The organism is Shewanella sp. A22, from assembly GCF_053850585.1.
In genome coordinates this window covers 16,847-28,310 of the sequence record NZ_JBSQBN010000057.1, presented here as the reverse complement: position 1 = coordinate 28,310, position 11,464 = coordinate 16,847, and the positions used below count along the sequence as shown (strand labels likewise).

At 39.9% G+C, this 11,464-nt stretch carries 13 protein-coding genes and 2 pseudogenes; 10 read left to right on the top strand and 5 right to left on the bottom strand.

Features of this window, described 5'->3' with window-relative positions; genetic code table 11:
* The 10 genes and pseudogenes from ACWXWT_RS11735 to purT all read left to right on the top strand — a co-directional run.
* Positions 1-350 (top strand): annotated as a pseudogene (locus ACWXWT_RS11735) (transposase); the annotation flags it as partial.
* 388 nt (positions 351-738) lie between these two features.
* The gene (locus ACWXWT_RS11730; protein WP_456041768.1) at positions 739-1,026 is read left to right on the top strand and encodes a hypothetical protein; all 288 of its coding nucleotides are present in this window, start codon (positions 739-741) and stop codon (positions 1,024-1,026) included.
* Between the two features lie 6 nt (positions 1,027-1,032).
* Positions 1,033-1,719: a hypothetical protein gene (locus ACWXWT_RS11725; RefSeq protein WP_456041767.1), complete on the top strand. Its 687-nt coding sequence runs from the start codon at positions 1,033-1,035 to the stop codon at positions 1,717-1,719.
* A 114-nt stretch (positions 1,720-1,833) separates the two neighbouring features.
* Positions 1,834-2,031, top strand: a pseudogene (locus tag ACWXWT_RS11720) (transposase); the annotation flags it as partial.
* Positions 2,032-2,161: 130 nt separating this feature from the next.
* Entirely contained in the window at positions 2,162-2,578 is a 417-nt protein-coding gene (locus tag ACWXWT_RS11715; RefSeq protein WP_456041766.1) for a hypothetical protein, read from the top strand.
* Entirely contained in the window at positions 2,578-2,952 is a 375-nt protein-coding gene (locus tag ACWXWT_RS11710) for a hypothetical protein (RefSeq protein ID WP_456041765.1), read from the top strand. Before ACWXWT_RS11715 ends, ACWXWT_RS11710 begins: the two co-directional genes overlap by 1 nt.
* Positions 2,953-3,144: 192 nt before the next feature.
* Positions 3,145-3,510, top strand: coding sequence for a hypothetical protein (locus tag ACWXWT_RS11705; protein WP_456041764.1), 366 nt, complete (start codon positions 3,145-3,147; stop codon positions 3,508-3,510).
* A 237-nt stretch (positions 3,511-3,747) separates the two neighbouring features.
* Positions 3,748-4,200, top strand: coding sequence for a hypothetical protein (locus ACWXWT_RS11700; RefSeq protein ID WP_456041763.1), 453 nt, complete (start codon positions 3,748-3,750; stop codon positions 4,198-4,200).
* Positions 4,201-4,453: 253 nt separating this feature from the next.
* Complete coding sequence (locus ACWXWT_RS11695; RefSeq protein WP_456041762.1) at positions 4,454-5,755, top strand: DEAD/DEAH box helicase; 1,302 nt, start codon at positions 4,454-4,456, stop codon at positions 5,753-5,755.
* A gap of 269 nt (positions 5,756-6,024) precedes the next feature.
* Positions 6,025-7,215: a formate-dependent phosphoribosylglycinamide formyltransferase gene (purT, locus tag ACWXWT_RS11690; RefSeq protein ID WP_456041761.1), complete on the top strand. Its 1,191-nt coding sequence runs from the start codon at positions 6,025-6,027 to the stop codon at positions 7,213-7,215.
* Between the two features lie 74 nt (positions 7,216-7,289).
* On the opposite strand, the gene ACWXWT_RS11685 is transcribed toward purT, so the two are convergent.
* From ACWXWT_RS11685 to ACWXWT_RS11665, 5 genes are all read right to left on the bottom strand, one after another.
* A complete protein-coding gene (locus ACWXWT_RS11685; RefSeq protein WP_456041760.1) occupies positions 7,290-7,757 on the bottom strand; it encodes a hypothetical protein in 468 nt (155 codons plus the stop codon).
* Between the two features lie 81 nt (positions 7,758-7,838).
* Entirely contained in the window at positions 7,839-8,792 is a 954-nt protein-coding gene (locus ACWXWT_RS11680; RefSeq protein WP_456041759.1) for a D-2-hydroxyacid dehydrogenase, read from the bottom strand.
* Between the two features lie 41 nt (positions 8,793-8,833).
* Complete coding sequence (gene djlA / locus ACWXWT_RS11675; RefSeq protein ID WP_456041758.1) at positions 8,834-9,607, bottom strand: co-chaperone DjlA; 774 nt, start codon at positions 9,605-9,607, stop codon at positions 8,834-8,836.
* A gap of 66 nt (positions 9,608-9,673) precedes the next feature.
* On the bottom strand, positions 9,674-10,357 hold the full coding sequence (murU, locus tag ACWXWT_RS11670; protein ID WP_456041757.1) for an N-acetylmuramate alpha-1-phosphate uridylyltransferase MurU: 684 nt from the start codon (positions 10,355-10,357) through the stop codon (positions 9,674-9,676).
* Entirely contained in the window at positions 10,354-11,382 is a 1,029-nt protein-coding gene (locus tag ACWXWT_RS11665) for an aminoglycoside phosphotransferase family protein (RefSeq protein ID WP_456041756.1), read from the bottom strand. The genes murU and ACWXWT_RS11665 overlap by 4 nt, the downstream gene beginning before the upstream one ends.
* Between the last annotated feature and the right edge of the window lie 82 nt (positions 11,383-11,464).

The window sequence follows — 11,464 nt, the reverse complement described above, 5'->3', positions numbered from 1 at the left end:
ATTCAGCAATGAAAGGCGAGCAACCACCAGAGCTATTACCGTTTGTGGGAAATGAAAGACTCAATATGCCTAACGGACTCATGTTCAGCGTTAAAGATTACATTGTACTGGTTGAAGATACCGGTCGAATTATTCGAGAAGATAAACGTGGCGCAATTAGCTCAAGCAGTCAGGATATACTGAATAGGCTAAACATCCCCGCAGAAAATTGGCTTAAAATCACTACAGAGTTTGGTGCATTATTTAAAGGTGCTGTCGGTGCCTTACCAGCATTAACTGAATATTGTGAGCATTTAGAGCGAAAACGACGACAAGGCGCGGCAAATTGTCAGCGCTGGCTGTGCGCTTAAGTCATCATCCCCAATCAAATTTCAATTCTTCTAATACTTGATAGCTATCAAGTTTTCCTGATGTGCTAAATTTCTTAGATGACACATAAATCACTCATTTAACGATAATATTTTAGCTATATCGATAAAGATTGATGAGTTGAGCACATCAATCATAACCCTCGCCAAAGCCATGAAAAAGAGTTAAGTTACTTTTATAAATTATGGGTGGCTACGTTTTTAGCTAGGTGATGGGTGGCTACGTTTTTAGCTAGGTGGCTACGTTTTTAGCTACGTTTTTACTGGTAATTTAGGTGCTGATGATTCTTGGAATATTCATGGTGGTGGAGGAATTGAAGCTATTGATGGTATAAAAATATCTGTAGATGAGTCTAAAAAAGTTACTGTGATGGGTGGTCCTGCTGGATTTAGTGAAACCTTCGAAGGAGTACTTTCTGATACAGTAGTATCTATGTCCCCGGGTATGATAACTTTAGGATATGATCCCAATACAGGTATGGCAACTTGGAGCGGAGAATTACAAACTCCAAGCCTCTTTGGAATTCATGGCTACGCCAAGTATTCTGGTACTTTCCATTTAAGAAATACTATCCTATCTCATACTCAATATGGGCAGGCATTATTGCAAAGAGAGGCTGGGATATGTGGTATGTTACCTAATGCATGTGGAGGCTAAATAGTAATGAGAGTTTTTAGTTTAGTTTTAGTTATTTTATTTACTATTTCGTCCAACAATGCACATTCTCAACAGTGTGAACTATTGTATGAAAAGGCGAAAGAATCACTTGAGAATTTTTATTTAGAGGAAGGAAGTGCTGCTCTAAGCGCTGATAACGTTCAAGCACTGACGATACAGTTGAAAGCATGCCCTAGTGTTAATTTGACGTTACGAGTTGATTTAATTCGAGCATATATTGATTATTCAAATAATTTGGATTTTGAGAACTCTTTTAGCGTGATTTTCAACAACTGGGAAAAGTTTTTGGAAGGCCAAAATTATCAACTTACTTCCTTAGAGGAAGTGGAGGGTTTTACTGAATATATCAATGCAATACGGTTTGCTTTCAAAAATATGACTATAAGTCAAAAAAACTCTAAAGAAGGTTTGGCCTTATTGAGTAAACAGGCTGGCTTGGTAGAAAAGGTTATCAAAGGTGACAGTAAGTTTAGTTGGGTTTTATATAACCAATATCTAAACAGTTTAATAAATCAACTATCCTTTTTTGAGAAAAGTGGCCGAATAAGGTGTCTTTGTAGTACGGTTGAAAAAATTGAAAATGAGATTTTGAAGAAAAAATATTTCTCAGAAAAGCAAATAGCTGATACAAATAAACCGTTAGGGGCGATAAAGTCTAAATATTGTAGCTAAGTCCTGAGGGAACCTCCCATAAATCACCCAATGCATAACCTATTGGAGCCTGTAAATAATTTTGTGTAACTGTTTTTCAATCAGTACCCTATGAGGGTCAATGGAAGGTAGAACATGAACAAACAAGAATTAGAAGCTTTCGTCAAACAAGCAGCCCAAGGCATAAAGACTGAAGCTGATCTCAATGATTTCAGGGCGATGTTAACCAAAGTCACTGTTGAAGCTGCATTAAACGCTGAGCTTGAGCATCATTTAGGGTATCAAAAAAATGAAAAAGCCCTAGCAAGTAATAGCCGTAATGGTTACTCCAGCAATAAAAAATAATTAAGACACCCACAATTATTTCGTTTCAGGGAAAACAACCGTAAACTCGAAGCAAACGGTAAAAGTTGATACCTCACAAATTGAAAATAAGGATGATCAAAAATTTGTTATGGATCATTTGGATTCATTAGAAGGTGATAGTGATATTCACTCAGGTTCACTAATCAAGGCAAGACTAGATGTACTAAATGTATCCTTTGCAACACAATTTACAAAGCAAGATATTTTGATGGGTCATATGAAGAGGCAATATTTGTCTAGTCAGCAAACAACTGCATATTATATGTATCAGACTGCGAAATATGGAACTCTTGCTTTTGGCCTTGGGGCATTTGCTACTGCTTCTGATTTAGAGTTGATAGGCACGGCTGGTTATGAATTATACAATGGGGATTTATCAACAAAATCAGCGGTTGGTATAGGAGTTAGTACGCATAACGCTATTATAGATAGTATGAGTAACCATCATCCAATTATAAAAGCGTTAAATTTGACAGTATCAGAAACAATAAATAGGTTCCCTTGGGATCAATAATGACTTCAGTAGATCGAGTATTATCGCATCAACGTTTGATCGTTCTATTAGTTATGGCTCCTTCGCTTCTAATATTTGGGTTCTGTTCTCAAATATTAGAGGTAGAAGTAGTTTGGAGTTGTGGAGCCAGCTACATAGGTTTTTTGATTGGTTTTACACTAGGAGTAAATATAGAAAAGCTTAGCTACATGAAAACCATATATGGCAAAATTGTCTATTTCTTCTTAGGTGCTAGTGTGCCATTCACTATTATGCTGAGGAAGGTACTTAATACAGAGCCATACATTATTTTTGTTGTTATAGGTGTAGCTATAATTTTATTCTTAAATCATTATTTCTTAATAGAACGAAGTCTAAGGGAGCAAAGGCTTTAATTAGTCCGGGTTTGCTTAGATGAAATTGAACCTCAAGAATTGTGTATTGTTTTTATTTGCGTTGATATCCATTTTCAAAGTGTGGAGCTATGAAAAGACGGAGCATTAGCATTACTATATGCTAATGCGGTAGGAGCTATAAGTTTTACCGAAAAATTAACAAAAGAAATTAATGTTAGATGCAAATCTCATTTGAATATTCCTAACTCGATTAAATTGGAAGTCGATTATTTATTAAGGAAAAAAACTAACTATTCGTTGTCTGAATTTATAGGTTTACTGGATCACGATGGTAGCTCGGAAACATTTGCTAGTAATGAAATAGATAATCTCTTGAGGGAATTGGGCAGTTGTAATGATAACTTGATTCCAACTTGGTTAGAAAGCTCAATCTCTTCAAGGTATCAAGATGCATTGCTTGCTATAAAGTCCGAAGGAAACTTATATGGGCTACCTCATATTGCAAGAAAGGATGAGTTTCTATTAAGGGAGTTCAATAGGAAAATCGATAAATATGAATCACTCCCACATCAAGAAGTAGATGACCTAAATAATTAAGACACCCATAAATAATTAAGACACCCATAAATAATTAAGACACCCAAGATAAATTAAATAATTAAGACACCCAAGATAAATAATTAAGACACCCACAATTATTTCGTAACCAGCCGCTGGACTCAATTTGGTTCAATTCCTGGAAGCGTTACCGACTTTACAGAAACCTATGGCTATGACTACCTGACAAACCGTTTAGAAGACCGCACGATTAGTATTGCCACTGGCAGTGCTATCTTGCCAGCTAACGTTAAAACGTATCAAGATTTCAATTATGATGACTGGGGTAATATTAAATTTAAAACCGGTGTGGGCAATTACACCTACTATGCAACTAAACCGCACCAGATTAATGAGGTCAAATCAGCCTCTGGAGCGCAATTATATAAGTTTTTCTATGATGCGAATGGTAATGCCAAAACGGATGGAACCCGCACTTTTACTTATGGCAGCTACGACAAACCAACATTAATCACCAAGGCTGGCAGTAGTTCTACTATGCAATATTGGCCTGAACGTGAGCTTATTTATAAATCTGATACCTATGTAGAAAATGGTAAAAACGTCACTTACCAGACAACCTATTTAGGCAACTATGAAAAGGTAACCCCACCATTAAGATGCTTTAAATGCCATTGCTATCGAGCCATATCACCTAAACAATTCTCGGATAAAAAATCTGATCTTTAAACACAGATAAAGTTCAGGATTTAAACAAAAGTTTGTTATACTCCGCGGCCGCTTATCGATGGCGCTCAATTGGGTGTATCATTCAAGCTTAACGTTTTTCAACTATCCTAAGACGTTAATCAACCCAGTTAAGCATTAGTTCAGCCATTTAATGATGGCTATCGGCCCAAATATTCTAGATTGACGCTGTGCAGCTAACTTAGCTTGCTACAACTTAATCGCTTTATTTTGATGTACATACAGGAACCGCACCATGAAATTCGAATCTTTTAGCTTCGCCCCAGAAATATTACGCGCGATCGCTGAGTGCGGTTATCAATCTATGACGCCAATTCAACAACAAGCGATCCCGGCGATCCGTCGTGGTGAAGACATTCTTGCTAGCGCTCAAACGGGTACAGGTAAAACCGCAGCATTTGCTTTACCTATACTGCAAAGAATGTGTGAAAACCCAAAAGAGACGTTGCCATCTAACACTCGCACCTTAATTCTGACTCCAACCCGTGAGTTAGCCGCACAGGTTGCAGACAATATTAGTGCTTACAGTAAACATTTAAATTTAACCGTATTAACTATTTATGGTGGCGTTAAAATCGATTCACAATCACAAAAGCTAAAGCGTGGAGCAGATGTTATCGTGGCGACCCCGGGCCGTTTACTTGAACATATTGTGGCGTGTAACTTAAGTTTGTCGAATGTTGAATTTTTAGTACTTGATGAAGCCGACCGTATGCTAGATATGGGCTTTAGCACTGACATTCAAAAGATTTTGCAGGCCGTTAATAAAAAGCGCCAAAATATGTTGTTCTCGGCAACCTTCTCAACGGAAGTAAAAAAGCTCGCTAACGACATGCTTGATAAACCAAAAGTAATTACGGTTGATAAGCAAAACACTACTGCTGACACAGTTAGTCAGGTGGTATATCCCGTTGAACAACGTCGTAAGCGTGAATTATTATCTGAGTTAATCGGCACCAAAAACTGGCAACAAGTATTGGTGTTCACGGCGACTCGTGACGCAGCAGACAAATTAGTTAAAGAATTAAACTTAGATGGTATTCCATCGGGCGTGGTTCATGGCGAGAAAGCACAAGGCAGCCGTCGTCGTGCGTTACGTGAATTTGTTGAAGGTAAAATTCGCGTATTAGTGGCTACCGAAGTGGCAGCCCGTGGGCTTGATATTAAAAATCTTGAATACGTTGTTAACTACGATTTACCGTTTTTAGCCGAAGATTACGTGCACCGTATTGGCCGTACAGGTCGTGCTGGTAAAACTGGCGTCGCAATTTCGTTTGTGAGCCGCGAAGAAGAACGCACCTTAGCCGATATTGAAAAACTTATTGGTCAGCCAATCCGTCGCGTCACTGTACCAGGTTATGAAGTGGGTAGCCGTGAGATGTTGTTGAAGCAAATAGAGAAACGTCGTAGCTTTGCCAAAAAACAACAACGTGGTGATAACGCTGGAGCACAAATTATTGCAGAGAAAAATATGGATGGACGTCGTGTTAAAGTAGGTAAAGCCAGTAGCACTGTAAAATATAAAAAAATTAAGTAGCGTCTTTCTTTGTAAATAATTAGGCGCTTCGGCGCCTTTTTTGTATTGCCAGAAACTGAATATCTGATCTATTTAGTCGAGAGAATACCACTAAAATGATCATGCAAAAACACGACTTATCGCAATTGAACACAATCTTCCATCACAAAAATTCATACACATCACAATAAAATAGCCATTTAATGTCTTTTCTATTGGATTTTTAATACCTCACCTCGCTACACTGTTCGGCATATAAAAATATCCTTACACAAAGGCTGTAAATCATTATGTCTATTCCTACTACATTTGGCACAGCAAATACTCCTGGCACCATTAAGGCGATGCTATTGGGTTGCGGTGAACTAGGTAAAGAAGTTGCCATTGAACTTCAACGTTATGGTATTGAAGTCATTGGAGTTGATCGTTATCCCAAAGCCCCTGCAATGCAGATTGCTCACCGTTTCCATGTCATAAACATGTTGGATGCAAAAGCATTAAAGGACGTTATTGAGCTGGAGAAGCCAGATTTAGTTATCCCAGAAATTGAAGCCATTGCCACCCAAGCCTTAATAGAACTAGAGCAACAAGGTTTGCATGTGGTTCCGACTGCCAATGCGGCAAAACTGACCATGGACCGTGAAGGTATTCGCCGACTCGCTGCAGAAACTTTAGCGGTACCAACATCAAAATATTATTTCTGTGATACCCAGGCCGAATTTGAACAAGCTGTTTCTGATATTGGTATTCCATGCGTAGTTAAACCAGTAATGAGCTCGTCAGGTAAAGGACAGAGCGTGATTAAGTCGACCGACACTATCCAACAAGCATGGGCATACGCTCAAGAAGGCGGCCGAGCAGGCAAAGGACGCGTGATTGTTGAAGCCTTTATTCCCTTTGACTATGAAATTACCCTCCTGACTATCAGCGCCGTCAATGGGATTCATTTTTGCGAGCCAATAGGTCACCGCCAAGAAGATGGTGATTATCGTGAATCATGGCAGCCACAAGCGATGTCGGCGGTAGTGTTACAAAAAGCCCAAGCTATGAGTCAAAAAGTGGTTGAAGCCCTTGGCGGTTATGGTTTATTTGGGGTCGAGTTGTTTGTAAAAGGTGATGATGTTTATTTTTCTGAAGTGTCACCTAGACCACACGATACAGGCTTAGTGACCTTAATGAGCCAAGATTTATCGGAATTTGCTCTGCATGTACGCGCAATTTTAGGATTACCAATCAGTAATATTGTGCAGCATGGTCCTAGTGCTTCTGCAGTTATTCTTGCTGAAGGCACATCAACTAATATCCGTTACCAAGGTATGGCTGCCGCTTTAGCACCTGCCGACACTCAATTACGCTTATTTGGTAAGCCAGACATAGATGGACGCCGTCGTTTAGGTGTTGCATTAGCTCGCGATAGCTCAGTGGAACAAGCAATCGAAAAAGCCAAGAAAGTGGCGAGTAATATTAAGGTATTGTTTTAATAAGAGTTGAACATAAGCAAACTGAAGTTAATTAACACAATCCTAAGCCGTAGAGTGTCTGCGGCTTAGGATTTTTATTTGAGCTTGTTTTTTGCTCCGAGCGTTACTTTTGGCAGTGGTTTATCAGCCAAATGAAAGTGGACTAACATTAGCAAACGAAACAGCGCTTTAAGCTTAAGACCTTGTTCAAACTTACCCGCGTTAATCAGTTTTTTCAGTACTGTTATTTTCATGTACAGTTTTTTTACCAACACATCGCTTGGTTCACCAAGGTATTTATCGAACTCTTTATAACCGTCAATGGTTTGCGGAGCCAACTTAGCTTGACGAATATGTAATCCCGACAGCATCGCTTTATCGAACGCTTGGGTTTCTAGCCCCTTGATAATGTCTGCGGCACAAAGTTTTTGCGCTAACCCATCAACAATAAAATGAATATTCGATTCAATTTCAAATTGCAGTGCATGAGTGTCATGACGCACGTTATCAAACCTTGTACGTTCTTTATCAACAAAATCAAACAAAATTTTCCAGAGTGACATGTGCAAATTCCGTTCAAGCACTCAATACTGAGCGCTAAGATTTACACTCAACACACTATAAGAGAATGATGAGTGTTCGTTTTAACCATTAACCTGATTCAACGCTTTGCCCTGTTGAAACTGGCGTACATTCTCAACCGCAATATTAAGTAGGTTTTTTCTGGCTTGTAATGTCGCCCATGCGATATGCGGGGTAATGGTAATGTTAGCGGCGCTCAGTAAAGGGTTATGACTACTTGGCGGCTCAGTGGATAACACATCAACAGCCGCAGACCCGTGACCATTATTAAGCCACTGAGCGAGATCACTTTCATTAATCAAGTCGCCACGGGCAGTATTGACCAATAAACAGCCCGGTTTAAGTAAACGTAGACTGTCATTGTTTATCATGTACTTTGTCGCGGCATTAAGCGGACAATGTAGCGAGATAATATCGGCTTGTTTAAATAAACTGTCGCGATCACACCATTGAATTGCATCAGGTAAATCTGTTTTAGGTTGAGTGGTCGTAATCAACACTTTCATGCCAAACGCGACACCTAAATTGGCAACCTGTTGGCCAATATCACCATAACCCACAACGCCGAGAGTGAGGCCTTTTAATGAGGTTAATGGTGCTAAGGTAAAACAAAAATCTCGTTGTACAGCCCACTGCCCTTGCTTAACGGCTTGGTCATGTAAGGCCACCTGCTGATGGTGATGTAGAATATGAGCGAACACCATTTGCGCCACGGAATCAGGACCGTAAGCAGGAATGTTAGTTACCACTATTCCCTGTGCTGATGCGGCATCAACATCGACCACATTGGTGCCTGTGGCCAAAACCCCAATATAAGCTAAGTCGGGTAGCTGTTTTAAGGTCTTTGCGCTGAGTACCGTTTTATTGGTAAGTACAATTTGTGCACCTTGGCAGCAACTGACAATGTGATCATGTGTTGTATGGTCGTAAATATCACACTCCCCTAACCCTTTAAGCGCCTGCCAATTCAAATCACCCGGGTTAAGGGTATAACCATCTAATATCACTATTTTCATCTACTGCCTCATTCCTAACAAAAATACGTTATCAGCATACGTTAACGCATACCGCGCGAGCTTTTAATTCGCTCGTAAGCGGCTTGAATATCTTGAGCTTTGGTGTTGGCCAGTTCCATCATTTCTTCTGGTAGACCTTTTGCAACAAGCTTGTCTGGATGGTGTTCATTCATCAATTTACGATAGGTACGCTTAATATCTTGATCACTCGCAGATTCTTGAACACCAAGTAACACATAAGCATCAGTGAGCGACATTTTATTACCTTGCGGTGACTGATGATGAGTAAACTCAGCTTGCCAGCGTGCAAGTAGTGCATCGAGTTGTGCAGCAAGGCCTAGTTTTTGGGCAATAACAGACAATATTTGTTTTTCGTTAGCCTGTAACTCACCATCGGCTAAGGCCGTTTGGATTTGGATCTCTAAAAACATTTGCGCTAATTCAACTCGGCCCTCTGTGACTTGCCGAAACAATTCAAGCTGTTTGATTAAATCAAAGTCTGCATGACGGCCTTCACGAAACGCAGTTTGTGCATCGACACGTGATTGCCCAGACAACTTCATTTGATCCATTAACAAAGTCGCAATGCGTATATCAGTTTCGGTAACTCGCCCAGACGCTTTTGCGACATGACCCATAACGGCAAATGTAGAACGAAAAAACATCGCCTGGCGTTCACTGCCTTTGCGCATTAACATCGTTAATCCTTGGCGTTTATCAAAAGCATGACCTAACCACAACCCTAAAATAGCCCCCCCAATACGTCCGGCCATAAACCCAATGCAAAAACCAAAAACCTTACCCCAAATTCGCATGCTGTCTTCCGCTATAATTAAATAATAAATTCATATCCGCCCATGATATAGGCGCAATAACTTGGTTTAAGCCTGAGTCAATAATCTATTCTGTAACTGTTCGAGCCTCAACAGTGTGCCAACATCGCACCAATAAGCATTGAAATACTTACCAATAATACGTTGTTGCGCAATGCCTTGTTTAAGCAAAGGCCCTAACGCTTGCTTGCCTGCAGGAAGATCGTTAAATAATTGAGGATGATAAATGCCCAACCCTGAAAAAGTAAGCTTTTGTACATCGTTTAAACTTAGTTTCCCCTGAGTATCAAGAGAAAAGTCACCTTGAGGGTGATGTTCGGGGTTATCAACTAACCACAAACAAGCATCAACATAGCCTTGTGACACTTGCGTATAAGCCATCGTCACATCAGGTAATTGGTCAATAAATATATCACCATTAATCACTAAGAAGGGGTCATCACCTAACAAAGGTAATGCTTGCTTAATACCACCTGCCGTTTCTAACGCCACAGTTTCTTTGCTGTAACTAATCTGCATCCCCCATCGACTGCCATCACCTAATATTTCAGGTAATTTATGGCCTAGCCAAGCTTGATTTATCACGACATGCTTAACCCCTATTTGGGCTAACTTTTCTAAGTGATATTCAATCAAGGGCTTACCTGCAATACTCACAAGCGGTTTCGGCAATGTATCAGTCAACGGACGTAAACGTTCTCCTCGCCCTGCGGCCAAAATCATTGCATTCATATCTCATTTCCTACTTCAGGTGCGGGTTGTTGCTTAACCAAGGGGACAATAACGTCATTCACCCAAGTGCTAAATTGAGCTATTTGAGGGTATTGCGCACCCATATCGATGATATATTGCAAGGTTAATGGAATATCCGCCAAATAACCGCGCTTGCCATCACGGTGATATAAACGCGCAAAAATACCCGCAGCTTTTATGTGACGCTGAATTCCCATTAAATCAAACCACTGTTTATATGTTGAAAATACTATATGTTCATCGAGTAATTTTTGTTTTATGGCGAGTTGATAATGATATTTCATTAACTGATTAACGATATCATCTGGCCAACGTACGTAACAATCGCGCAGCAACGAGACTGCATCGTATGTTACAGGGCCAAGCACTGCATCTTGAAAGTCAATAACGGCTAATACTTGATCATTTATCAATAAATTACGGCTATGGAAGTCTCGATGCATACCGACTTGGGGTTGAGACAGCACATTTTGAGTTAGCACCTCAAAAGTAGACTCGATCATTTGCTTCTCATTGTCCGTTAGCGTGTAATCAATGTGTATATTTACTAACCAATCAACAAATATCATCAACTCACGATTAACAAACTCGGCATCATAATTGGTTAATGGTCCACTATCGGTATTTGTCACCCCTGCAATCGTAGGTAAAAGACTTAACGCTTGTTGATAGTAATCGGCCACATTATCAAGGTTAAGTGCCGACAACAATTGTTGCTCGCCAACATCTGTTTGCAACACAAACCCTTGTTGCTCGCAGGTTGCAAGTACCTCAGGGACAAGTAACCCAGCGGCTTTGTATGCTTTTGCCATTGCCACAAATGGCGTTATGGGCACTAAGTCGACAGGGGAATCAGAAACGATATAATGATTACCTTGATGATGAATACGAAAATAACGTCGAAAACTGGCATCACCGCAAATCAAGTCAATGGTAACCTCTTCGCCGAAAAATTGGCTTAACCAGTGACTTAACGCAACAAATCTTGGATCAGATAAAATCATCTCAATGGCTCTTAGCGAAAAATTGCTTTATTATAGCCAGCATAACATTTGGAAACAGCTAAAGAATTGAATGTTTACTTAG

What these genes read in the sequence shown, in the direction of transcription:
- ACWXWT_RS11730 (WP_456041768.1), top strand. Translation starts at nt 739, where the DNA reads ATGGGTGGTCCTGCTGGATTTAGTGAAACCTTCGAAGGAGTACTTTCT.
- ACWXWT_RS11725 (WP_456041767.1), top strand. Translation starts at nt 1,033, where the DNA reads ATGAGAGTTTTTAGTTTAGTTTTAGTTATTTTATTTACTATTTCGTCC.
- ACWXWT_RS11710 (WP_456041765.1), top strand. Translation starts at nt 2,578, where the DNA reads ATGACTTCAGTAGATCGAGTATTATCGCATCAACGTTTGATCGTTCTA.
- ACWXWT_RS11695 (WP_456041762.1), top strand. Translation starts at nt 4,454, where the DNA reads ATGAAATTCGAATCTTTTAGCTTCGCCCCAGAAATATTACGCGCGATC.
- purT (WP_456041761.1), top strand. Translation starts at nt 6,025, where the DNA reads ATGTCTATTCCTACTACATTTGGCACAGCAAATACTCCTGGCACCATT.
- ACWXWT_RS11685 (WP_456041760.1), bottom strand. Translation starts at nt 7,757, where the DNA reads ATGTCACTCTGGAAAATTTTGTTTGATTTTGTTGATAAAGAACGTACA.
- ACWXWT_RS11680 (WP_456041759.1), bottom strand. Translation starts at nt 8,792, where the DNA reads ATGAAAATAGTGATATTAGATGGTTATACCCTTAACCCGGGTGATTTG.
- djlA (WP_456041758.1), bottom strand. Translation starts at nt 9,607, where the DNA reads ATGCGAATTTGGGGTAAGGTTTTTGGTTTTTGCATTGGGTTTATGGCC.
- murU (WP_456041757.1), bottom strand. Translation starts at nt 10,357, where the DNA reads ATGAATGCAATGATTTTGGCCGCAGGGCGAGGAGAACGTTTACGTCCG.
- ACWXWT_RS11665 (WP_456041756.1), bottom strand. Translation starts at nt 11,382, where the DNA reads ATGATTTTATCTGATCCAAGATTTGTTGCGTTAAGTCACTGGTTAAGC.